The sequence below is a fragment of the Siphonobacter aquaeclarae genome, from assembly GCF_900103285.1.
GTDB classification, from domain to species: domain Bacteria; phylum Bacteroidota; class Bacteroidia; order Cytophagales; family Spirosomataceae; genus Siphonobacter; species Siphonobacter aquaeclarae.
In genome coordinates this window covers 776,822-798,873 of the sequence record NZ_FNGS01000002.1, presented here as the reverse complement: position 1 = coordinate 798,873, position 22,052 = coordinate 776,822, and the positions used below count along the sequence as shown (strand labels likewise).

The following is a 22,052-nucleotide window of genomic DNA, read 5'->3' as shown; positions in this document are numbered from 1 at the left end:
ACAGAATACACAGAAAAAGAGGAAGAAGCTGCCCGGATATCAGGAGCAGCTTCTTCTCGTTTCTGGGGTTTTTTGCGGTACTTTTTCCTCTGTTTCCGTCCTTTTTCGAGGACGACAGCGGCGGAAGCCGGTTTGTTTCTCCGGAGGAACGGGATTTTTTTCTCCCCAGTCTGAAGCCAACAAATCACCGACTATGAAAAAAGTAAGCATGCTCCTCCTGATTGCTGCATCTGCACTGGCCTTCCAGGCGTGCAACGAACGAACCAAGAGCGAAAAAGAAAACGCTGAGCAGGCCGAAGCGGCCACCGACGCCGCCAGCGAGGCCAATGACACACTGGCGACGGTAGACCAGAACGACGCCGACTTTGCCATGAAGGCATCTGCGGGCGGATTGCTCGAAGTAGAACTGGGAAAACTGGCTCAGCAAAAGTCAGCCTCCGCCAAAGTCAAAGAATTTGGCGCCATGATGGAGAAGGACCATACCCAGGCGAACGACAAGCTGAAGGCTATCGCCGACGCAAAGAGTATCATCCTTCCGGGCCGGCTGGACGAAAGCGGCCAGAAGCATTTCGATGAACTCAGCAAACTCTCCGGAAAGGAATTTGACAAGAAGTACATCAACCTGATGGTCGACGACCACGAAGAAGACCTCAAACTCTTCAATAAGGCCGCTCAGGATGCCAAAGATCCCGATCTGAAGAACTTTGCGACCGATGTTTCGGGAAAAGTACAAGAGCACCTGAACCACGTCAAGCAGCTGAAAAGCTCCCTCAAATAGGAGCCTTTCGCAACACATAGCCCTTCGGCCGCTGGTTTTCCAGTTGCAGGAGGGTACCCTGCCGACTCAGTAGCTGAAGCAGTTTCGATGCCCGGTATTCGGACATGTTGACCAGTTGAGCGAATTGCCTCGCGGTAATTCGCTCATTTTTTTGAAGGTATTCGAGCAGACGGCGAACGGGGTAGCTCTGTACCAGGTCGTCGTCGGCAGGCTGCTCCTGACGAAGCCACTTGCCGGCTGCCGGGCCGGCAGGTACCGACTTGTCTTTTGTCCGGACATAGGTAACCCAGTCTCCCCGGTTATTCCGCGCCTTGTGCGGCTTTTCCGGACTTTCGTCTACCCGGACGAGAAGGATCGTCCGCTCGTGTTCGACAATAGTCTTGAAACGGACCAGCAGGGGCGGCTCAATGAGGTGATCCGAAGCCGCTTCGAGTACCTGCATAGTGTCTTTTTCAGAGGCGATGCCGCGGAGGCTTTTGTCGTCCGCTATGCCCAGTACCAACCACCCGCCGGAGGTATTGGCAAAGGCAGACAAAATTTTGGCTATCGGTATGGGCGACTCTGCCTCCCGTTTGAATTCCAGCGTCACACTTTCGGGACGCGCCAACAACTCCTGAAGTTCGGGAAAACCGCTTTCACTTTCCATATCTGTTACCACTCGGGAAGTCGGCCGGCCGGTACTTCCCGTTATCTGAAAATCCTTCTACATTTGGTGATACCCATTTCTTTCATTCACCGAAAACGGCGAATACTATGCTTTCTCAACAAACGATCACCAGTCAATTGCTTGATTTGCTCTGGCAAAATTACGTCGAACGGGTCAGTTACGCACATGAATACGTTCGTCTCGTTACCGAAAAGGGCGGAACGGTTGTCAACGACCACTGTGCCTTCCGTACCTTTCATACGCGTACCGGGCAGCAGACGCCGGGCTTCGAAGCCATCGGATACCTGCTCGAATGCCTTGGGTATGAGAAGATAAGCCCGTATGCGTTTCCGTCCAAACACCTGAATTCCTGGCACTACCAGCATCCGACGGAGCGCCTTTTTCCCAAATTCTTTGTCACCCAGCTCGAAGTGAGCGAACTGCCGGAAGATACGCAGCAGTTGATTAACGAAGCGGTGGCAGATGCCGCCGACCTGCTTTCTCCGGAAATCCGCGAACGACTGTCCGAGCTGAAAGCCAACGGCGCCCTTCCGGCCGAAAAGGCAGAAGGACTGGCCGAAGCGTTGTTCCGGTTCTTTGCCCGGCCGTGGTCGCCCCCTGGGCGGGAGGCGGTTCTTGCCATCAATCAGGTTTCGCAGTTTGCTGCCTGGACCTTGCTGCACGGCAATTCCGTCAACCACTTCACCGCGTACATCAACTACCAGAATGTGCCGGAATGGCCGGATATCGAAGCGACCGTCGCCGGACTCGCGGCGGCCGGCGTGCCGATGAAACCCCATATTGAAGGAGAGCCGGGCAGCAAGCTGCGCCAGTCGTCTACCCAGGCGATTGACGAACCCTGCGCGGTTACCGAGGCCGACGGCAGCACGGGTACCCTCGACTGGAGCTATGCCTACTACGAACTTGCCGAGCGCGGCGAATACCAGGGCGCCTGGTTCGACGGCTTCCTAGGGGAGCAGGCGACGAATTTGTTTGAGATGACGAAGCGGGGGTAGGCGGTGATTCTCGGTTTACAGTTTTCTGTTGGGCCCGGACTGGAGAGATTCCATTCCGGGCCTTTAGTTGTTTTCGATCAAATAATTGGCCTCCGAAACACGGCTGTGATGCAAAACCGAAAACCGAAAACTGAAGACCGAAACTACCTCCCCTTCCCCCTCGGATGAAACTCCACCATCACCGACTTCAGGTAATCCCGGTCGAGGTGGGTATAGATTTCGGTGGTGGTGATGGATTCATGGCCGAGCATTTCCTGCACGGCGCGGAGGTCAGCCCCGCCTTCAATCAGGTGCGTGGCGAAGCTGTGTCGGAAGGTGTGCGGCGAGATGTTCTTCTGCAGCCGTATTTTGGCGGCCAGGTCTTTGATAATCAGGAAGATCATGGTACGGGTGAGCTGCTTTCCCCGGCGATTGAGAAACAGGATATCTTCCGAGCCTTTCTGGATGGTCTGATGGCGGCGGATTTCCTCAACGTAAATCTGGGTGTATTTGATGGCGTCGCGGCCGATGGGAATCAGCCGTGTTTTGCCGCCTTTCCCGAATACCCGGATAAAGCCAATGTCGAAATATAATTCGCTGACTTTGAGATCTGTCAGCTCCGATACCCGCAGACCGCAGCCATAGAGAACTTCCAGAATAGCCCGGTTACGGGTCCCCTCCGGCGTGGAGAGGTCGATTCCGGCGAGGAGCTGTTCCACTTCCGGAAAACTCAGCGTATCCGGCAGTTTACGGCCCAGGCGGGGCGACTCGATCAGGGCGGCAGGGTCCTGGCCGATCGCCTGTTCCAGCATCAGAAAACGGAAGAAAGACTTCAGTCCCGAGAGTACCCGCGCCTGCGAACTGGCGGCGATGCCGAGTTCGCCGAGGTAATAGAGAAAGTCAAGCAGATGGACGTCGGTGACCGTTTCCGGCGTCACATTCGGCTGGCCGGAGAGTTCGAGGTATTGCACCAGCTTCTGGACGTCGTGGAGGTAGGCTTCGACCGAATGACCCGACAGCGAACGCTCCAGCGTCAGATAAGATTTGAAGTTTTTCAGATAGCTTTGCCAGTGCATTGGATTACCTTTAACGATCAAAAGTACAAACCTGAATCGTTCACTCCAATTAACCTGAAACCCGACAGACCGGTGAAGCGCATCCTTATCCTCAACGGCCCCAACCTGAATCTCCTGGGGCGGCGCGAGCCCGAAATATATGGCTCCCAGACGTTTGAAGACTATTTCGAGACCCTCAAACCGCTCTTTCCGGAAGCTGAACTGACCTATTTCCAATCCAATCACGAAGGGGCTATCCTCGATAAATTACACGAAGTCGGGTTCTCCTGGGATGGGATTGTTTTGAACGCCGGAGCCTATACGCATACAAGCATTGCGATAGGAGACGCCATTTCCGGTATCAAAACTCCGGTCATTGAAGTGCATATTTCCAACGTACATGCCCGGGAGCCGTACCGGCATCATAGCTACATCAGCGCCAAAGCGGCGGGTATCCTCGTCGGCCTGGGACTGAAAGGATATGAACTGGCGGTACGGGCGCTGCTCGCATAGGCACTTTTTCAGGAAGTCTCCGGTTGTCGGAGCAGAATACCTGATAGACCCATGACTATTTCTTTTTATCCCGGGCCCTCGCAGGTATACCCGCAGGTACGGACGTTTCTGACGGATGCGTACGACTCGGGTATTCTCAGCGTCAACCACCGCAGTGCGCCGGCGATGGAGCTGGTGGAAGCAACGTTTGGATTACTGCGGGAAAAGCTGCTGGTACCGGCAGACTATCATATCGCCTTTGTCTCCTCGGCCACGGAATGCTGGGAAATCATCGCGCAGTCCCTTGTCCGGAAATCCGCCGTCCACGCGTACAATGGTGCGTTCGGCCAGAAATGGGCAGAATATGCCCGGAAACTGGGAGTAGAGGTAACCGAAGTTCCGTTTTCGCCGGAAGGAGAACTGGCGTTGCAGGAACTGGCGACGGATGTACTCTGCATCACGCAGAACGAAACCTCCAACGGTACTCAGGTATCCATGCCGGTACTCCGGCAGCTGCGGGAGCAGGTACCGGGATTGATTGCTGTGGATGCGACGTCGTCGATGGCCGGTATCGCCTTCGACTGGTCGCTCGGCGATATCTGGTATGCCTCTGTGCAGAAATGCTTCGGATTGCCGGCCGGAATGGCCGTTCTCATCTGTTCTCCCGCCGCTATCGCCCGGGCACAGGAGCTGAATGAGCGGAATCATTACAATAGTCTGGTGTTTATCGACGAAAACTTTCGGAAATTCCAGACGCCATATACGCCCAATGTACTCGGAATGTACCTGCTGAAACGGGTATTGGAAACAGTACCCGTCATCACGGAAACAGACACGAAGATCCGGCTGCGGGCCCGGGAGCTGTACCATTTCTTTGGTCAGCAGCCCGACTGGCAGCTGCTGACGCCGTCGGCAGCCGTGCGGTCGGATACGGTGTTGACGATTGCCGGAGATACCAATCGTATCCGCGACTGGAAGCAATTTGCCGCCGAACGTGGCGTGCTGGTTGGAAACGGGTACGGCAACTGGAAGGAATCCACCTTCCGCATTGCGAATTTTCCTGCTTTGCAGGATACTGATTTTACTGAACTTTATCGACTGATAACCGCCTTTGCCTGATGCATTTTGACCTGAAAGAAGTTTTGTCTGTGACGCTGGTTCTCTTTTCCGTAATCGACATCCTGGGGGCGATACCGATTGTCCTCGATATCCGGAAGAAAACAGGAGATATCCATGCTGCAACGACGACGCTCGTCGCCGGAGGAATCATGATCGCCTTTCTCTACATCGGAAAGTCGATTCTGAGCCTGTTCGGGGTAGATGTGCAGTCGTTTGCCGTGGCCGGCGCCCTGATCATCTTCCTCATCGGTCTTGAGATGACCCTCGGCCGGAATATCTTCAAAAACACGGATATACAACCGAAGGCCGCGTCGATCGTACCCCTGGCATTTCCGATTATCGCAGGGGCGGGTACCATGACGACCATCCTTTCGCTCAAAGCCCAGTACGACGAAATCAATATCCTGATGGGTATTCTTGTCAACCTCGGGCTGATTTTTCTGGTGCTGAAATCGTCGCAGTGGATTGAGAAAAAGATCGGTGCGGCGGGGACGGGTATTCTGGAAAAAATTTTCGGGGTTATCCTGCTTGCCATCGCCATCAAGCTCTTCCGGACGAATCTGGGAGTATGAAAAACGGGGGCTCGGCCCCCGTTTTTCGTATTACCTTCCCGGAAAATACCGGAGCGACAAGCCTGAATTGCCCAGGGTATAGGTCGGGGTAATGGTAATGTCGTACGTAGTGGTTTTGGTGGAGGACGTCTGCGTCGTTCCTTCTTCGATCTTCGCCGAGAAGCCTTTGAAATCCAGGATACCGACCATTGCGGCAATGGCCCATTGCGGTGTCAGCTGGTACTGAATACCCGGCCGGACGTTGGGATTGAGCGAGAAAGTGGTGCTGGTTGTCCGGTTGAACGTCGTTCCCGACGCCGCTTCCTGCTTGTTTTGCGAATAGCCCAGCGATGCGCCGCCATTGACCCACACGGTCCATTTTCCCGACACCGGCCAGTAATGCTCCGCGTAGGGGCGGACACTCGCACCCCAGTTGCTGTACTTCACGCTGTTGAAATCTTCCGAATTGCCGTAGTTACCATACACGCCGATACCCAGCGCCAGCGACGGGCTGGTGAACCTTGCGGCGGTTACACCAAGCGAAAAGCCCTTGTTATCCGTCACATTCGAGCGGATGTAGCCGGTCAGGTCAGCGGCTACATACGGCTGACCGATGACGTAAAGAGACTGTTTCGGCGGCGCTTCGAACGAGGAAGACGAAGAGCCGAAGTATTTCGCAACGCCGATCTGGAATCCGCTCAGGCCAAACGTACCCGAGAGATCTGCGTCGGTCGATACCTTTTCTCCCTGTTGCCGGGAGTGGGTGACAGACAGGCTTGCGACGTTTGCCAGGGCTTCGAGCGCCCAGTTTTTCCGGTAGAAATAGGTCAGGCCGAGCGCCGCCGTTCCGCTGGCGCCGAAAATATTGGTTTCGATTTTTCCGTCGTATAGCTGAGGATTGTAGGTAAGCCCGGCCTTGAGTTGACCGAAGACCCGCACCCGTTCCGACGGAGCAATGTACTTGCGAATGAGGTAATAGCCTGATACCGAGGGTGACATCATCGAATAATCCGTCGCCGGAATGCGGATATGCCCCACGCCGAGATCAATTCCAAAACCCTGCGCCAGATTATCGCGGATGAATTTCCCGCGGACGTATTGCAGGCCGAGGTTATAGGTCTGGTACTTTGATTGAGGCGTCAGGCTCGACTCTGTGGTATTCAGGGCGATGGACAGGTTGCCGGAAAGACTGTGAAACCGGTTGCCCTGCAACGTTTGCGCCGACAGCGACGCGGCAGTCAAAAAGAAGGTCAGAAGGGGGAGAAAGTATTTCATGCGGTTCAGGTTGTCCCGCACAAAATAGGCAGCCTGACCAGTAAAAAACAACTTCATATCCGGCAGCGTTGGAAAACCTATGCCGCAACGTCGTAAAAACACCAGCCCCGTCTTCCGGAAAATGCCGGAAAACAGGGCTGAAAACACGGGATTGACTACCTGCCCGGGAAATACCGGAGCGAAACGCCGGAGTTCGTAATTCGGTAAGTGGGGGAGAAAGAGGCGGTAGGGATGAATGTATTCGAATTGATTTCTCCCTGCAGGTATTGTTTACGCAACTCGACACTTGCTTCTCCAAGCAAAAGCTGGCCAACGGTCGCAGCGATTGCCCATCTATCAGATACCTGATACTGTATACCCGGAGAAAGGGTGGGGAGGAAAGAAATACCATGCGACTCTACGTTATTCCTGGTCGGCACTTTCTGACTTTCTCCGTAGTACCCGAAAATCAGCTGAGTTTGCGCGAATAAAGAAAGTTTCGATCCCAAAGGCAGGTAATTTTCCCTGGCAAGCGCGAAACCGACTCCCCAGCGGCGTGTGCGGGCAATGTTTGATCCGAGGCTCTGATCCAGGACATTAAAACGCGCCAGGACCCGATAACCTGTAGCCGTACGGGACGTTTTGAATTTCATCCGGGAAAAGCCGACGGAAGCCGAAGTGGCGCTGTTGTCGAAAGGAGCAGCTACGTTAACGTCGCCACCCAGGAATCGCTGCCCGGTCTGGTAAATACTTTCATTCTTCGGCGTGAATACGCTTGTCGGCGCCTGGTCGCCTCCGATAAAACGGGTTACGCCTACGCTGAGCGAAGAGGCGCTGAGGCTGCCGTTGAGCCGCAGCGTGGTATTGGCGGTGTTGTGGGGAAGACGCTGGTAGTCGAGCGAGAGGTTGACGAGACCTGCTCCAAAAGTCAGTCCCCAGTTGGTCTTCGTCAGGTACGTAACGCCTACAGATGCCGACGCAGACAACTGATACAACTGTTCCGCAGGGTTGGATGCCTTCGAACCCAGCAAGACCGCCGCTGTTCCTCCGATTTGCCCCTGCCCGAAGACGTGGAGGCCGTCGGCTACCCGCAGGTACCGCCGGCTGAAGTACCCTCCTGACAGGGAAGGTGTCCAATACGTTTCGCGGCCGTCGCGCCCTGCTCCCTGATCAAAAAAAATGACACCCGGAGCCAGGTACCAACCGCGGAAGGTGTTGTCTTTCACCGCTTTTCCCCAGGTAAACCGGGGTATGACGTTGATCTGTGCAGTCCGGTAGCCGCCCTTGTAAAAAAACAACTGATGATCGAACACGCCGCTGACTTCCCGCAGGCGGGTACCCGAAGAAATCTGGGCCGATGCAGCCAAAGAGGCAAGCACGAATAACGTGGAGAGTAAGGGCTTTTTCATGCGATTGGGTTGGATGATTGCGAATAGAAACAAGGTAATAGATTGGGTATATTTCGGCGAATATGTAACAATTTTTAACAAATAGTATATAGACTTTGAGAGTGGAAGTATAGCAAGCTTCTCTGTTTTATGGGCCCGGCCCGTGAAAACCGGTCTCCGCAGGTAGCCCGCGGCTGCCGTACCAGGTATAGGGAGCGATGCCATGCATTTCCGGGCGAATTGCGGCTGAAAACTGAAAACCCCAAACCGAAAACCCTCCACCTACCACCGAAAACCCGTACTTTTGCCGATTATTCGTTGTCTATGAATCTTACGGAACAGATACAGGCCGGACTGGCCGCCGCGCTCCAGCAGGAGTTCGGTATTGAAATCTCTCCGGCTGAGCTCCTCCTTCAGCCGACCAAAAAAGAGTTCGAAGGTTTTTATACGTTCGTTTGCTTTCCCTACGCCAAACAACTGAAAAAGAGCCCGGTTGAAATCGGTACGAAGCTCGGTGAATACCTGACGGCGCATGTTCCGGCGGTCTCCGCCTTCAACGTCGTGCAGGGCTTTCTCAACCTGAGTATTGCCGATGAAATCTGGCTGGAACTGTTTGCCGGTATTCTGAACGATGAACAGTTCGGTCAGGGTGCGGCGAAGGACGTCAAGGTAATGGTTGAGTATTCGTCGCCCAATACGAACAAACCCCTTCACCTCGGACACCTCCGGAATAATTTCCTCGGCTATTCTGTCGCGGAAATCCTGAAAATGAGCGGGTATGAGGTGATGAAGACCAACGTGATCAACAACCGCGGTATTCACATCTGCAAATCCATGCTTGCATACCGCCTGTTCGGGCATGGAGAAACACCCGAATCCAGCGGTATCAAAGGCGACCACCTCGCCGGAAAGTACTACGTCGCGTTCGACAAGGCTTATAAAGAGCAGGTCAGCGAGCTCGTCGCTGCCGGCATGGAGAAGGAAAAAGCCGAAAAGGAAGCGCCCCTGATGAAGGAAGCCGAAGCGATGCTCATTCAGTGGGAGCAGGGCGACCCTGAAGTATTGGCGCTCTGGAATACCATGAACAACTGGGTGTACGCCGGTTTTGACGAAACCTATCGCCGGATGGGTGTCAACTTCGACAAGATTTATTACGAATCAGACACCTACCTGCTGGGGAAGGATATCATCGAGGAAGGGCTGGAGAAAGGGGTATTCTACCGTCGGCCGGACAACTCGGTATGGATTGACCTGACGGCCGACGGCCTTGACGAGAAACTCGTCCTCCGCTCCAACGGTACGTCCGTATACATGACCCAGGATCTCGGTCTGGCCGATCTGAAAGCGCACGATTTTCCGATGCAAAAATCGGTATATGTCGTTGGGAATGAGCAGGATTACCACTTCAAGGTACTCTTCCTGATCATGCAGAAACTCGGCCGGCCCTATGCCGCCGGATTGTACCACCTCAGCTACGGGATGGTCGATCTGCCGTCAGGCAAGATGAAATCCCGGGAAGGTACCGTTGTCGACGCCGACGACCTCATGCAGGAAATGAAGGAAACCGCCGAGGCCATGACCCGTGAGCTCGGCAAAATCGACGGGTTTACCACAGAAGAAGCCGACGCGCTGTACCATAACCTGGCAATGGGCGCGCTGAAGTACTTCCTCCTGAAAGTGGATCCGAAGAAGCGTATGCTCTTTAATCCGCAAGAAAGTGTTGATTTTCAGGGTAATACCGGTCCGTATATCCAATACAACCACGCGCGTATCTGCTCCATTCTCCGGAAAGCTGCGCAGCTGGGCGTCGAACCTGCCGCACCGGCTTCCGCTGCCCTGCAGCCGGCTGAGCGAGACCTGATCTTTACGCTAAGCCAGTTCCCGCTGCGGGTAGAAGACGCCGCCGCACAATACAGCCCTTCCCTGATCGCGCAGTATGCCTACGACCTGGCCAAGACCTACAGCCAGTTCTTCAGCGAGGTACCGATTTTTGCGGAGGAAGACCCGGCCCTGAAGCAGTTCCGGGTAGCCCTGTCGCAAAAAGTCGCGGAGGTGATCCGGAGAGCCATGGGGCTTCTCGGCGTCACCGTTCCGGAACGTATGTAGCAAGTATCAATGAGAGGAGCGCCGGTTGGCTGCGGAGCGTGATGCGCCGGGCCGGCCGGCGCTCTTCGTTTGACCGTCTGTTTTCTTACCGCCAAACAGCGCGGCAAATTTGCCGGGGATTGACGTTTCGAAATGCAGCGCCTCGCCCGTCACCGGGTGCTGAAAGGCCAGAATCCAGGCATGCAGGCCCAGCCGCCGGAGCGGATTGATCTCGGAGCCGTATTTTTTGTCGCCGACGAGCGGATGCCCGATCGACTGCATGTGTACCCGGACCTGGTTTTTCCGGCCGGTTTCGAGGCGGACTTTCAGAAGAGAAAAGCCTTTGCTGGTTTTCAGCGTTTCGTAATAGGTAACCGCCTTCTGCCCGTTTTTCGGATTCTGGGACGAATACACCATCATCGATTTGGGGCTTTCGACGAGGTAAGAAGAAATGACGCCGTCGGGCTGTGCCAGTTGTCCCTGAATAACAGCCAGGTAAACCCGCTCCTTGGTAGTGGATTGCCAGCTTTCCTGTACTTTTTTCTGGATTTCCTCGCTTTTGGCAAACATCATCAGCCCGGACGTTTCGCGGTCGAGCCGGTGAATAATGAAAATCTTGTTATCCGCGTGCTGTTTCTTGACGTGTTCACTGAGAATGCTGTACGCGGTGTTCCGTTTCTCTTTTTCAGTCGCGATGGACAGCACGCCGTCCGCCTTCTCGATTACGATCAGGTGCTCATCTTCAAAGACAATCTGAATGCCGGGGTATTGCTGGGCGTCGGGCAGGCGGTTCCAGCGAACCGTCACCTCATCGCCCGGCTGGAGGGGGTGATTGTACTGAAAAACAATCTTTCCGCCGACAAACACCTGCTTGTTGCGGAGAAGGGACTTGATATTGTTTCGGTTTTTGGCCGGAAACTGGGCAAGCAGAAACGTTGCCAGTTCAGTAGCTTCCCTGACCGGAAACCGGGAGTTTTCTTTGTTATCGTATTTGGGATTCGCCATGCGCGGAGTATTGCGGAAAAGAAAGCAAAGGTAGGAAGAAAGAAAGTTAAAGATTCGATTAAACGTCCCGGCGCCGGAATGTTTTGGCTGATGAACGGGTTGTATATTGCAGTCGGAATGACTATCGTTTAGATCCTCTAACTGCTCAACCGTTATGGTAAAAATTCTGCTTATGCTTGGAACCTTGTTGACCGGTCTGTTCGCCGACAAGAACGAAGTCGCCGTACGGCCCGAAAACGCCGCCGCCGCCAAACAGAACCTCTACGATTTTAAGATGAAGTCGCTCGACGGAAAGGTCGTCGATCTTTCCCAGTACAAAGGGAAAAAGGTGATCATCCTCAATACGGCTTCCAAATGCGGCTACACGCCCCAATATGCGGACTGGGAGAAATTCTACGAAGCCAACAAAGCCAAGGTGGTTGTACTGGGTTTTCCCTCCAATGATTTCGGCGGTCAGGAGCCCGGTTCGGAAGAAGAAATCGGCGCTTTCTGCCAGAAGAATTACGGCGTAACCTTCCCGATGTTTGCCAAAGTCGTTACGAAGGGTGAAGGACAGTCTCCGCTGTACAAATGGCTGTCTACGCCGGACCTCAACGGCTGGAACGACAAAGTCCCGACGTGGAACTTCTGCAAGTATATCGTCAACGAAAAAGGCGAACTGACGCACTTCTTTGCTTCCAAAGTGAAGCCCGACAGCCCCGAATTCCTCGAGTCCCTGAAATAAAAAGAATTTTCGTAAAACGCTGTTGACCGGTACCTTTGCCGGTCAACAGCTGTTTATAAGGCTTCTTAGCTCCGTTTTCCTATGCGCTCCTGGCTCCTGGCCGCACGCCCCCGTACTTTGCCCCTTTCGCTTTCCTGTATCCTGATGGGTAGTTTTCTCGCTGCCGCCCGGGATGGTTTCCGCTGGCCGGTGTTCGCTCTGGCGGTACTGACAACGGTCTTCCTGCAAGTTCTGTCCAACTTCGCCAATGACTATGGCGACAGTGTTTCGGGACTGGATAACGACGACCGGAAGGTAGCCAAGCGGGCGGTGCAAACCGGCGCGATTACCCGGGTGCAGATGCGCAATGCCATCATCCTGTTTTCGGTACTGACGCTGGCGTCGGGTATAGGGCTGCTGTACATCGCGCTGGATGGTGGCGGTATGTCCGAGTTTCTTACCTTCCTCGGTCTCGGTATTCTCTGCATCATCGCAGCGATCACGTATACCGTTGGCCGCCGGCCCTATGGCTATGCCGGCCTCGGTGATTTGTCGGTACTGATCTTTTTCGGCTGGGTAGGCGTCATCGGTACCTGCTACCTGCATACCCGCACGCTCGACTGGACCCTGCTGCTGCCGGCTACTAGTTGCGGGCTGTTTGCCGTAGGTGTGCTGAATATCAATAATATCCGGGATATAGATAACGACCGGCGGAATGGCAAGAATTCGGTACCGGTCCGTCTGGGAGCAGCAAAAGCCAAAACGTATCACTGGCTGCTGCTCATTACCGGGTTGGTATGCGCCGCGTCATATGTCGTCATCGAAGGGCCGAAATGGGGCGGCGCCCTGTTTCTGCTGACGTTGCCGTTGTTTTATAAAATCGCCAGCGGCGTTCAGCGGGGTACGCGGCCCGAGGAAATCGATCCGTTTTTGTCCCGGATGGCCATTTCGACGCTGCTCTTTGTTATCCTTTTCGGCGTCGGGCAGCTGATCTGATTTTCCGTTTCGCTTTTCCGTCCTGCGCTTCACTGGCAAAACAACGGCTATGTGAAGCGTTTTTACTTCCTTTGCAGGGTGTTTCCATATGGAAAGTAGCAGGATTTTTGCAGGAATAGCCGTAAATTGAGGAAATAAGGCGGTTGATTATCAGCGAGTTCAGGAGCGTATTTGAATGTCTTTCATGAGAGGAACTGTTTACTTTTTAGGATTGCTGCTGTTGTTGAGTTCGACTTCCTCCGCGCAGACGCCGGCGGAATTCTTCAGCCGTGGATTACAAAAAAGCAAAGCGAACGACTACCAGGGCGCGTTGAAGGAGTTCAGCCAGGTCATTACCATGTCGCCGGAAAATCCACAGGCTTATTACAACCGGGGGCTTTGCAAGGCGTTTCTGAAAGACTACCCCGGAGCGATTCAGGACTACGAACGTTCTCTCCAGATCAAAGCCGACTACTACGATGCCATCCTCGCCCGCGGGGACGCGCGGTACAAGCAGGAGGACTATAAAAGTGCTATTCAGGATTTCAACAAAGCCATCGAGCTCGATGCGACAGACCCCAGAGCCTATCTCAACCGGGGGCTGATCCGGAGCAAGCTGGAATACTACCAGCTGGCGATTCAGGATCTGTCGAATACCCTGGAGCTGGATCCCGAAAACAGCCAGGCATTTTTTGCAAGAGGGATGTGCCGGAACAAGCTGGGCGACTATGAATCCGCGCTGAAGGACCTGACGCGCGTTGCGGAGCTGAGTCCCGGAAAATCGCAGATCTATTCAGCCAGAGCCTACACCCATACCAAACTCGGTCGTTTCAAGGAAGCGATCGAAGATTACGGCCGGACGATCGAGCGGAATGCCGAAGACGTTGACGCCTATTGCCAGCGCGGTTTCTGCCGGTTTCAGACATACGACTACAAAGGCGCCATGACGGATTTTGACAAGGCGCTTTCGCTCGATCCGGAAAACATATCGGCCTTATACGGGCGCGGGATTGTGAAGATGCGCAGCGGCGCCCCGCGGGAAAGCATGGCCGACCTCAACCAGGCAATCAGTAAGGAGAATTTCCTCGAAGAGAAACCGACCTTCACCGGCCCGATTTCGAAAGCAGTACTGGATAACCTCCTGAACGGCGTTGCTGATTCGGACCGGGTACCCGAGCTTTCCAAAGAACGGGCGGAAGCTTACTACATCCGTGGTTTGGACCGGGCGAAACTCGGGGAAGACCGCCAGGCCATTCTCGATTTCTCCCAGGCTATTGAATTGAATCCGTCGTTTTCGGATGCGTATTTCAACCGGGCGCTGGCCCGGTCGGCCGCCAATGACCAGGCGGGCGCCATGCAGGATTGCACGAATACCCTGCGTTTCAATCCACGGAAAACAGAGGCTTACTACGTCAGGGGGCTGATCCGGATCAGCCAGGGAGACGCGGAAAATGGCTGCGCCGACCTGTCAAAGGCCACAGAAATGGGGTATAAAATGGCGGGAACGGCCCGCAAGCAGTACTGTAAGTAGCTGCCTGCAGGAACCTTACTCGAAGCGGAGGTGCTTGACGGATTCGCCGGACTGCGCGAGTTCTTCCAGGGATTCGATACCGATCTGAAGGTGTTTTTCGACGAAGGACGACGTGACTTTCTTGTCACTCTCTTCTGTTTTAACGCCCTCGGGAATCATCGGGTTGTCGGATACCAGCAGCAATGCGCCGTGCGGAATCTGATTGACAAAGCCGACCGCGAAGATAGTGGCCGTTTCCATGTCGATCGCCATGGCCCGGGTAGTACGGAGGTATTCCTTGAACTGCTCGTCGTGCTCCCATACCCGGCGGTTGGTGGTGTAGACGGTGCCGGTCCAGTAGTCCAGGCCGTTTTTAACAATCATGGACGATACCGAACGCTGGAGGCGGAAGGAGGGAAGCGCCGGAATTTCGGGAGGCATGTAGTCGTTACTCGTTCCTTCGCCGCGGATGGCTGCGATGGGAAGTACGAGGTCTCCGAGCTGCGTATGCTTCTTGAGGCCGCCGCACTTGCCGAGGAACAGCACTGCTTTGGGTTGAATAGCGGTCAACAGGTCCATAACCGTAGCGGCTACCGGACTGCCCATTCCGAAATTGATGATGGTAATATGGCCGGCAGAGGCTGTTTGCATGGCCTTTCCAACGCCGCGGATTTCAACACCGTACTGTTGTGCGAACATCTCCACGTAGTTGTGAAAGTTAGTCAGCAGGATGTACGGCCGGAATTCTTCAAGGGGGGTACCCGTGTAGCGGGGGAGCCAGTTGGTGACGATTTCTTCTTTTGTTTTCATCTCGTTTCAGGGGTGTTCCGCTGCGGTTGACAAGAACGCCAAAAGGAGCAGAACGAGGCGTTAAGAAAGTGTAAAATTTAGCAAAATTACGAAAAATTGCCGGAACCGCCGCACCTGCTGCGCGGTTTATTTGCCGGATAAAGAGGTTGCATGGAACGGGTAATGCTCAACTTTCCACCCTTTTCCTTTCAGGTAAAAGAAGGAAAGATATTTTGCGAACTGAGGCGTAAATGGCTGGTACTGACGCCGGAAGAATGGGTACGTCAGCATTTTGCCCGACTGTTGACGGATACCTTCGGATACCCGCGCGCGCTGCTCCGGAGCGAGGGCGGGCTCAGCGTCAACCGCATGGGGCGGCGGAGCGACCTGGTGATGTATGACCGGGACGGTGCGCCGTTTTTACTCGTAGAATGCAAAGCCCCCGAAGTGCAGATTACCAACGCTGTACTGGAGCAGGCTGAACGGTACAACCACGTGATCCGGGCGCCGTACCTTGTGCTGACAAACGGACTGAATCATTTTGTCTTTTCGGTAAGTCCGGATGGAATACGGATGCAGCTGGAGGATCTGCCGGCTTTCGGTTGAGGTATATCGAGGTATACAGCGTCCTCTCGGCCATTATAGCCAGGGACCAGAACGAGGGTAACGAGTACATCCTCCACCCCTGAATCTCCTTGCAATCCTCTCCGAACTATCGTACATTTAGCAAGAAACCCATCGTATTGTTGACATATAGGTCTGCCAGGGGCTACCTTTGACCCGCTGAAACCAGTGACCTCAGGCGTCCTCCAGGTTTCCGGTTTATCGGGAGTCCGGCCGGCGTTTCCGGTTCTTTCTACCATGCCATCATCAACGTACGAATACCTCGGTACCAAGCAAAAAGCCCTGAAAATCAATTTGGATAAACGGATCTATGGTTCGTTTGCGGAAATTGGAGCAGGACAGGACGTCGCGGCCAATTTTTTCAAATCAGGGGGTGCTTCGGGTACGATTGCCAAGACCATGTCGGCTTACGACATGACGTTCTCCAACGCCATTTACGGACCGGAAGAGAGCGGACGCTACGTGGTAGAGTCCCGTCTCGAAAAAATGCTCCGGCATGAATACGACCTGCTCATTGAGCGTCTGGACGAAAAACGGGGAGGAGAAACCTGTTTTTTTTCGTTCGCTAATACGGTCGTCGCGCTTAATTACCACAAAACGAACGAATCCCACGGCTGGATAGGTCTCCGTTTCCAGTTGTCACCGCGGACAGAGCCGAACGATGTCGTTATCCACGTCCGGATGCTCGACAACGACACCATTCTCCAGCAACAGGCGCTGGGTATCATCGGGGTCAACCTGATGTACGGGTGCTATTACCTGCACCAGACGCCGGAGCTGCTGCTCCGGTCGCTGATGGATGATCTGTCGACCGACCGCATCGAAATCGACATGATCCGGTTTGGCGGGCCTGATTTCAGGGTAGTGGATAACCGCCTGATGAGCCTCTACCTCGTCAAGCACGGGTTTACCAACGCAGCACTTTTCGGTCCCAACGGGCAGAATCTACAGCCCGCGGATACGCTTTACAAAAAGCACATTGCTGTTATTCGCGGCCGTTTCCGGCCGTTTGCGCTGGTTCATCAGGATATGCTGCAAAACGGCGTCGCCCAGTTTCTGGAAGACCCGGAAGTAGATCCGGAAAAGGTAGTCGTACTCACCGAGCTGACCCTTCAGAACCTGCGGGACGGAGACGATATCAATGAGAAGGACTTCCTCGACCGGGTCGATATCCTCGGCAAACTGGGCCTGACCGTGATGGTCTCGAACTATACCGAGTATTACAAGCTTGTGTCGTACCTCGCCAAGCTGACCAAGCTGAAAATCGGGCTTATCATGGGTATTCCGAACCTGGAATTCATCTTCGATGAGCAGCATTATGCCAACCTGCCGGGTGGTATTCTGGAGGCCTTTGCGACCCTCTTCAGCCGAAAGGTAAAGCTCTATGTCTATCCGGCCCTGAAGCCGGACGGCTCCCTGGCGAACTGCTTCAAATTCCAGCTGCCGTTTCACCTGCGGGATTTGTTTAACTACCTGATTACCAATAATAAAATTGAGGATATCCGGACGTTCAACAAAAAGAACCTCAATATCCTCTCCGATCAGGTATTGGATATGATCAAATCGGGCGGCGAAGGCTGGGAGCAGTATGTGCCGACCGAGGTTGCGACCATGATCAAGGACAAATGCCTGTTCGGCTTTCCCTGCGTGGTCTATCCGAAAGAGGAGAACGAAATCAGTAGCGCGGAGGAGTTTTTCGGAGATAACTAGCCGTTCACTAATTTTTGCGACAGGTCCTGGGAAAGGTTGAACGGAGACTGTAAGTTAGCTAACTGGTACTACCGTCCTTTCGATAGCTTATGCCCCTGTCGCCTTCGTTTGCGATCAACCATTCCGTATTGGAACGGTTGATCGCCATTAATCGCTTTTCACTGCCTCCCGGCGCAGATATTGTCTTCTTCGGTATTCGTGGTGCCCTGCCTTCGTTCGAATCCACTGAATTTGCCGACAGCCAGGAAATTACCCTGCAGGACGTCAATTACCTCACACCCCGCTGCGTGATGGGGCAGTGGCTGCCGGCGGAGCAGAAAGTTGCCGTTTTTCCCGGCAGTACCGTCCCGCATCGCAAACATATTCAGACGGCGGTTACCAACGGGGGCGCGGGATGTAATCAGATGATTCCGGGCCTGTATCTCGACTATACCGTGGGGTTTCACAAGAAATCCGACCCCAATAAAAACGGGCATGCGGCTTTTATCCAGACCGCTGACCACCCGGCCCGGAGGACATCCGACAACCTTACGTTCGACGATACCGACCGCATCGATATTTCCAACCAGGCCGACAACATCCACGCCGGTTATTGCATGACAGCTGATACCAATTTCCGCACGGAAATGGAATCGGCAGGGTGTCAGGTAGTCGTCGGAATGCCGAGTAACATCAATAAAACCAACCGCCCGGAAGACATAGGCCCCTGGCATGACTTTCGGAAAAACGGATATGACCGGAAGGCCATACAATCCATCTTTCCTTATTTTATGTTACCGGGAAATATAGTCTGGTCCGTGGCCGAAGGAAAGAATACTCCTTTTCCCGTTCGTTTGCGTTTCGGATCAAGCGGGGACGAGGTAAAGGTACTTCAGCAAAAGCTGATCGATCAGAGGTTTTACAACGGAAAGGTGGACGGAGGCCTCGGTCCGAAGACGTTCCGGGCGCTCGAGCAGTTTCAGCGAAAACACTTTGACAATGCCGCTGACGGCGTCGTGGGAGATTATACCGCTTCGTTGCTGGGGATGACGCTTCCAGTGGCTTAGAAGGATTGCCTTCATCATGACCCCGAAGGGGTCTAATCCCATTAACCCCGGGTATAACCCGGGGTTTCATACGTATCCGGGTGTATGCGTCCCTACCCGGGGCTGCCGCCCCGGGTTAATAGCATTCGACCCCTTCGGGGTCTGCCTATCCGCAAAAAAGCGCCGTTTCGTCCCAACGAAACGGCGCTTTTGATTTTATAACTTACAAACTACACCAGCGTCATCGCTGCTTCCGCTTCTTTCCCGTTTTGTTTCGCCTTGACAGCGTCTTTCCGCCGGGACATCAGGGCGTAAACCGCGGGGATTACGTACAGCGTCAGCATCAGGGAGAACATAATCCCGCCGACGATCACAATTCCCAGCGGGATCCGGCTGGTGGCCGCGGCACCGAGAGACATGGCAATCGGCAATGCACCGAGAGCCATTGCAAGGCTCGTCATCAGAATCGGGCGAAGGCGCATCGTTGCTGCCTCAATGGCTGCATCTACCTTGCTCAGGCCTTCCTTCCGCTGTTCGTTGGCAAATTCCACGATCAGAATCCCGTTTTTCGTCACCAGACCGACGAGCATAATCATCCCGATCTGCGAGAAGATATTCATCGTCTGATCAAACAACCAGAGCGACAAAAGCGCCCCCGCGAGTGCCAGCGGCACCGTAATCATGATGATGATCGGGTCGAGGAAGCTTTCGAACTGCGCGGCCAGGATGAGGTAAATCAGCGCCAGCGCCAGAATAAAGGCAAAGGACGTATTGGACGAACTTTCCGCATAATCCCGAGAGGAGCCGGAAAGTGCCGTTGCAAAGCCCAGTTCGGTCAGTTTCAGTTTCTGAGCGACGGCCTCCATGCCCTTGATCCCATCGGCGATCGTCATACCCGGCGCCAGACCGGCCGAAATCGTCGCCGATTTATAGCGGTTGTAGTGATACAACTGAGGCGGCGTAGTCGACTCGTTGATATTCACCAGGTTGTCCAGTTGAATGGACTCCCCGCGACTGTTACGGACATACAGCGTTTTGAGGTCAACAGGCTGTGAGCGGTCTTTCCGGAATACTTCTCCCATGACCTGATACTGCTTGCCGTTCATCGTAAAGTACCCATAGCGCCGGTTACTGTAGGCCAGCTGGAGGGTTTCCGAAATATCGGCGACCGACACGCCCAGTTCGCTGGCCTTCGCCCGGTCGATTTCGATGCGGAGCTCCGGCTTGTTGAACTTAAGGTCTACGTCAACACCCTGAAGCGAAGGCTGCTGCGACGCTTCTTCCAGGAACTTCGGCAACATTGCCTTCAGCTTTTCAAAGTCGTTGTGCTGAATGACAAAAGAGACCGGAAGCCCGCCGCGACGGTTTACCGCGATGGTTTGCTCCTGAATCGCGAAGGCCTTTCCTTCCGGGAAGTTCTTCATGTTTTTGTTAATCATTTCGACGATCTGCTGCTGGCTGCGTTTCCGCTCGGTCGGCTCCTTGAGACCAATCCGTACGAACCCGGAGTTGACCGCGCCTGCACCGGAAAATCCGGGTGCTACCATCGTCAGTACGACCCGTTTTTCCGGTACGGAATCAATGACGAACTGACCCATCCGGTTGACGTAATCGTCCATGTAATCGTAGGCAGTACCTTCCGGCGCGGTAATCGATACCCGGAACTGGCTGCGGTCCTCCAGCGGGGCAAGCTCCGCCTGGATATTGTTGTACAGCACGTATGTCAGCCCGAAACACCCCGCAATCAGTACCCAGGCCAGCCATTTCACCCGCATGAAACTGCTGAGCGTCTGGTGGTAACCTTCCTCCATCCAGCGGAAGAAAGGCTCCGTCTTGTCGTAAAACCAGGAGTTCTTGTGTTGCTTCCGGGACATCAATACGTTGAGTACCGGCGTCAGGGTCAGGGATACGAAGGCGGAAATCAAAACGGCGCCGGCAACGACAATCCCGAATTCCCGGAACAACCGTCCAACAAACCCCTGCAGGAAGATAATCGGCAGGAATACGAACGCCAGGGTAATGGACGTCGAGATAACGGCGAAGAAAATCTCTTCCGAACCTTCCTTCGCAGCCTTCATCCGCGGCATACCCGCTTCGAGCTTTTTGAAGATGTTTTCGGTGACGACAATCCCGTCATCCACCACAAGCCCCGTCGCGAGTACGATCGCCAGCATCGTCAGGATATTGATCGTAAACCCGAAGATGTACATGATGAAAAACGCTCCGACGAGCGATACGGGAATATCGATCAGCGGACGGAAGGCAATCGCCCAGTCCCGGAAAAAGAGGTAGATGATGATCACCACCAGCACCAGGGAGATGATGAGGGTTTCTTCTACTTCCGTAATTGATTTCTTGATAAAGCGGGTATTGTCGAGCGCAATATCCAGGTGGATATCTTTCGGAAGATCCTTCTTAATGGCATCCAGACGATGGTAAAATTCGTCGGCAATGGCAACATAGTTCGACCCCGGTTGTGGAATAATCCCGAGACCAATCATCGGTATACCATTGCCCTTCATCTGGGTTTCTTCGTTCTCGGGACCGAGTACCGCTTCGCCGACGTCAGACAGGCGTACGACCTGTCCGTTCGTATTCCGGAGGATAATATTGTTGAACTCTTCTTCCGTTGTCAGTCGCCCGAATGTCCGGATGGTAAGCTCCGTCGCATGGCCGGCGATTTTTCCGGACGGGAGCTCGACGTTCTCGGTATTGAGCGCGTTCAGCACGTCTACCGCCGTGATATTATATGCCGATAGTTTCGCCGGATCGAGCCAGAGACGCATGGCATATTTTTTCTCGCCCCATATCTGGATTGAGCTTACGCCGGGGATCGTCTGCAGGCGTTCCTGGAGTACGTTTGTGCCATAGTCATTCAGTTGGAGAATATTCCGCGTCGAACTCTGTACCGTCATCGTGATGATGGCGTCGGAGTTGGCGTCGGCCTTGCTCACAACCGGTGGAGCGTCCAGGTCATTGGGCAGCTGGCGCTGAGCCTGGGATACCTTGTCGCGGACGTCGTTCGTTGCCGCTTCCAGGTCGGCTTCCAGGTTGAATTCGACCGTGATATTGCTGGTCCCCTGACTGGAAGTAGAAGAGATGGACCGAACCCCAGCGATCCCGTTGATAGCCTTTTCCAGTGGCTCGGTGATCTGGGACTCGATGATATCGGCGTTGGCGCCGGCGTAACTCGTCCGGACGTTGATGATCGGCGGGTCGATAGCCGGAAAATCCCGGACGCCGAGGAAGGTAAATCCCACATAGCCGAATAGCACGATGATGATGTTCATCACAATCGCCAGTACCGGACGGCTGAGGGACAGCGATGGCAAACTCATAGTCAGTCCT

At 54.2% G+C, this 22,052-nt stretch carries 19 protein-coding genes; 12 read left to right on the top strand and 7 right to left on the bottom strand.

Features of this window, described 5'->3' with window-relative positions:
* The first annotated feature begins 193 nt into the window (after positions 1-193).
* Positions 194-778 (top strand): DUF4142 domain-containing protein, encoded by a 585-nt coding sequence (locus BLR09_RS06860; protein ID WP_093199452.1) that lies wholly within the window; start codon positions 194-196, stop codon positions 776-778.
* Here BLR09_RS06860 and BLR09_RS06855 read toward each other — a convergent pair.
* The gene (locus BLR09_RS06855) at positions 771-1,424 is read right to left on the bottom strand and encodes an AlbA family DNA-binding domain-containing protein (RefSeq protein WP_093199450.1); all 654 of its coding nucleotides are present in this window, start codon (positions 1,422-1,424) and stop codon (positions 771-773) included. The two genes, BLR09_RS06860 and BLR09_RS06855, sit on opposite strands and share 8 nt — an antisense overlap.
* 107 nt (positions 1,425-1,531) lie before the next feature.
* Here BLR09_RS06855 and BLR09_RS06850 point away from each other — a divergent pair, with 107 nt between their 5' ends.
* Complete coding sequence (locus tag BLR09_RS06850; protein WP_093199448.1) at positions 1,532-2,440, top strand: DUF1338 domain-containing protein; 909 nt, start codon at positions 1,532-1,534, stop codon at positions 2,438-2,440.
* Positions 2,441-2,583: 143 nt separating this feature from the next.
* Here BLR09_RS06850 and xerD read toward each other — a convergent pair whose 3' ends face one another.
* Positions 2,584-3,495, bottom strand: coding sequence for a site-specific tyrosine recombinase XerD (xerD, locus tag BLR09_RS06845; protein ID WP_093199446.1), 912 nt, complete (start codon positions 3,493-3,495; stop codon positions 2,584-2,586).
* A gap of 72 nt (positions 3,496-3,567) precedes the next feature.
* On the opposite strand from xerD, the gene aroQ reads away from it, so the two are divergent.
* From aroQ to BLR09_RS06830, 3 genes are read left to right on the top strand one after another with little or no spacing between them, the layout of a single operon-like run.
* A complete protein-coding gene (aroQ, locus tag BLR09_RS06840) occupies positions 3,568-3,987 on the top strand; it encodes a type II 3-dehydroquinate dehydratase (protein ID WP_218126617.1) in 420 nt (139 codons plus the stop codon).
* Between the two features lie 51 nt (positions 3,988-4,038).
* Complete coding sequence (locus BLR09_RS06835) at positions 4,039-5,085, top strand: aminotransferase class V-fold PLP-dependent enzyme (protein WP_093199441.1); 1,047 nt, start codon at positions 4,039-4,041, stop codon at positions 5,083-5,085.
* Positions 5,085-5,657 (top strand): MarC family protein, encoded by a 573-nt coding sequence (locus BLR09_RS06830; protein ID WP_093199439.1) that lies wholly within the window; start codon positions 5,085-5,087, stop codon positions 5,655-5,657. The genes BLR09_RS06835 and BLR09_RS06830 overlap by 1 nt, the downstream gene beginning before the upstream one ends.
* A gap of 30 nt (positions 5,658-5,687) precedes the next feature.
* On the opposite strand, the gene BLR09_RS06825 is transcribed toward BLR09_RS06830, so the two are convergent.
* Together BLR09_RS06825 and BLR09_RS06820 are read right to left on the bottom strand one after the other, a co-directional pair.
* Complete coding sequence (locus tag BLR09_RS06825) at positions 5,688-6,911, bottom strand: hypothetical protein (protein WP_143011043.1); 1,224 nt, start codon at positions 6,909-6,911, stop codon at positions 5,688-5,690.
* Between the two features lie 155 nt (positions 6,912-7,066).
* Entirely contained in the window at positions 7,067-8,299 is a 1,233-nt protein-coding gene (locus BLR09_RS06820) for a hypothetical protein (RefSeq protein ID WP_093199434.1), read from the bottom strand.
* 303 nt (positions 8,300-8,602) lie between these two features.
* On the opposite strand from BLR09_RS06820, the gene argS reads away from it, so the two are divergent.
* Complete coding sequence (argS, locus tag BLR09_RS06815) at positions 8,603-10,384, top strand: arginine--tRNA ligase (RefSeq protein ID WP_093199732.1); 1,782 nt, start codon at positions 8,603-8,605, stop codon at positions 10,382-10,384.
* 6 nt (positions 10,385-10,390) lie between these two features.
* On the opposite strand, the gene BLR09_RS06810 is transcribed toward argS, so the two are convergent.
* The gene (locus tag BLR09_RS06810) at positions 10,391-11,368 is read right to left on the bottom strand and encodes an RluA family pseudouridine synthase (protein WP_093199431.1); all 978 of its coding nucleotides are present in this window, start codon (positions 11,366-11,368) and stop codon (positions 10,391-10,393) included.
* A 154-nt stretch (positions 11,369-11,522) separates the two neighbouring features.
* On the opposite strand from BLR09_RS06810, the gene BLR09_RS06805 reads away from it, so the two are divergent.
* The 3 genes from BLR09_RS06805 (at position 11,523) to BLR09_RS06795 (ending at position 14,577) form a co-directional block, all read left to right on the top strand.
* Positions 11,523-12,092 (top strand): glutathione peroxidase, encoded by a 570-nt coding sequence (locus BLR09_RS06805; RefSeq protein WP_245689879.1) that lies wholly within the window; start codon positions 11,523-11,525, stop codon positions 12,090-12,092.
* A gap of 81 nt (positions 12,093-12,173) precedes the next feature.
* On the top strand, positions 12,174-13,067 hold the full coding sequence (locus BLR09_RS06800; protein ID WP_093199428.1) for a 1,4-dihydroxy-2-naphthoate polyprenyltransferase: 894 nt from the start codon (positions 12,174-12,176) through the stop codon (positions 13,065-13,067).
* A 184-nt stretch (positions 13,068-13,251) separates the two neighbouring features.
* Positions 13,252-14,577: a tetratricopeptide repeat protein gene (locus BLR09_RS06795; protein WP_176785478.1), complete on the top strand. Its 1,326-nt coding sequence runs from the start codon at positions 13,252-13,254 to the stop codon at positions 14,575-14,577.
* 15 nt (positions 14,578-14,592) lie between these two features.
* Here BLR09_RS06795 and BLR09_RS06790 read toward each other — a convergent pair whose 3' ends face one another.
* Entirely contained in the window at positions 14,593-15,366 is a 774-nt protein-coding gene (locus BLR09_RS06790; protein WP_093199423.1) for an AMP nucleosidase, read from the bottom strand.
* Positions 15,367-15,516: 150 nt separating this feature from the next.
* Between BLR09_RS06790 and BLR09_RS06785 the strand changes: the two genes are divergently transcribed.
* The 3 genes from BLR09_RS06785 to BLR09_RS06775 all read left to right on the top strand — a co-directional run bounded on the left by BLR09_RS06785 (position 15,517) and on the right by BLR09_RS06775 (position 18,725).
* Entirely contained in the window at positions 15,517-15,951 is a 435-nt protein-coding gene (locus BLR09_RS06785) for a type I restriction enzyme HsdR N-terminal domain-containing protein (protein ID WP_093199421.1), read from the top strand.
* Positions 15,952-16,206: 255 nt separating this feature from the next.
* Positions 16,207-17,679 carry a nicotinate-nucleotide adenylyltransferase gene (locus BLR09_RS06780; protein ID WP_093199727.1) on the top strand — a complete coding sequence of 491 codons (1,473 nt, stop codon included), beginning with the start codon at positions 16,207-16,209 and terminating at the stop codon, positions 17,677-17,679.
* Positions 17,680-17,768: 89 nt separating this feature from the next.
* Entirely contained in the window at positions 17,769-18,725 is a 957-nt protein-coding gene (locus BLR09_RS06775; protein WP_093199418.1) for a peptidoglycan-binding domain-containing protein, read from the top strand.
* 209 nt (positions 18,726-18,934) lie between these two features.
* Here the strand turns inward: BLR09_RS06775 and BLR09_RS06770 are convergent, their stop codons facing one another.
* Positions 18,935-22,042: an efflux RND transporter permease subunit gene (locus tag BLR09_RS06770; protein ID WP_093199416.1), complete on the bottom strand. Its 3,108-nt coding sequence runs from the start codon at positions 22,040-22,042 to the stop codon at positions 18,935-18,937.
* Positions 22,043-22,052: the final 10 nt, after the last annotated feature.

What these genes read in the sequence shown, in the direction of transcription:
- BLR09_RS06795 (WP_176785478.1), top strand. Translation starts at nt 13,252, where the DNA reads ATGAGAGGAACTGTTTACTTTTTAGGATTGCTGCTGTTGTTGAGTTCG.
- BLR09_RS06790 (WP_093199423.1), bottom strand. Translation starts at nt 15,366, where the DNA reads ATGAAAACAAAAGAAGAAATCGTCACCAACTGGCTCCCCCGCTACACG.
- BLR09_RS06770 (WP_093199416.1), bottom strand. Translation starts at nt 22,042, where the DNA reads ATGAGTTTGCCATCGCTGTCCCTCAGCCGTCCGGTACTGGCGATTGTG.
- BLR09_RS06810 (WP_093199431.1), bottom strand. Translation starts at nt 11,368, where the DNA reads ATGGCGAATCCCAAATACGATAACAAAGAAAACTCCCGGTTTCCGGTC.
- BLR09_RS06850 (WP_093199448.1), top strand. Translation starts at nt 1,532, where the DNA reads ATGCTTTCTCAACAAACGATCACCAGTCAATTGCTTGATTTGCTCTGG.
- xerD (WP_093199446.1), bottom strand. Translation starts at nt 3,495, where the DNA reads ATGCACTGGCAAAGCTATCTGAAAAACTTCAAATCTTATCTGACGCTG.
- BLR09_RS06775 (WP_093199418.1), top strand. Translation starts at nt 17,769, where the DNA reads ATGCCCCTGTCGCCTTCGTTTGCGATCAACCATTCCGTATTGGAACGG.
- BLR09_RS06835 (WP_093199441.1), top strand. Translation starts at nt 4,039, where the DNA reads ATGACTATTTCTTTTTATCCCGGGCCCTCGCAGGTATACCCGCAGGTA.
- BLR09_RS06800 (WP_093199428.1), top strand. Translation starts at nt 12,174, where the DNA reads ATGCGCTCCTGGCTCCTGGCCGCACGCCCCCGTACTTTGCCCCTTTCG.
- BLR09_RS06780 (WP_093199727.1), top strand. Translation starts at nt 16,207, where the DNA reads ATGCCATCATCAACGTACGAATACCTCGGTACCAAGCAAAAAGCCCTG.
- BLR09_RS06830 (WP_093199439.1), top strand. Translation starts at nt 5,085, where the DNA reads ATGCATTTTGACCTGAAAGAAGTTTTGTCTGTGACGCTGGTTCTCTTT.
- BLR09_RS06805 (WP_245689879.1), top strand. Translation starts at nt 11,523, where the DNA reads ATGGTAAAAATTCTGCTTATGCTTGGAACCTTGTTGACCGGTCTGTTC.
- argS (WP_093199732.1), top strand. Translation starts at nt 8,603, where the DNA reads ATGAATCTTACGGAACAGATACAGGCCGGACTGGCCGCCGCGCTCCAG.
- BLR09_RS06820 (WP_093199434.1), bottom strand. Translation starts at nt 8,299, where the DNA reads ATGAAAAAGCCCTTACTCTCCACGTTATTCGTGCTTGCCTCTTTGGCT.
- BLR09_RS06855 (WP_093199450.1), bottom strand. Translation starts at nt 1,424, where the DNA reads ATGGAAAGTGAAAGCGGTTTTCCCGAACTTCAGGAGTTGTTGGCGCGT.
- BLR09_RS06860 (WP_093199452.1), top strand. Translation starts at nt 194, where the DNA reads ATGAAAAAAGTAAGCATGCTCCTCCTGATTGCTGCATCTGCACTGGCC.
- BLR09_RS06785 (WP_093199421.1), top strand. Translation starts at nt 15,517, where the DNA reads ATGGAACGGGTAATGCTCAACTTTCCACCCTTTTCCTTTCAGGTAAAA.
- BLR09_RS06825 (WP_143011043.1), bottom strand. Translation starts at nt 6,911, where the DNA reads ATGAAATACTTTCTCCCCCTTCTGACCTTCTTTTTGACTGCCGCGTCG.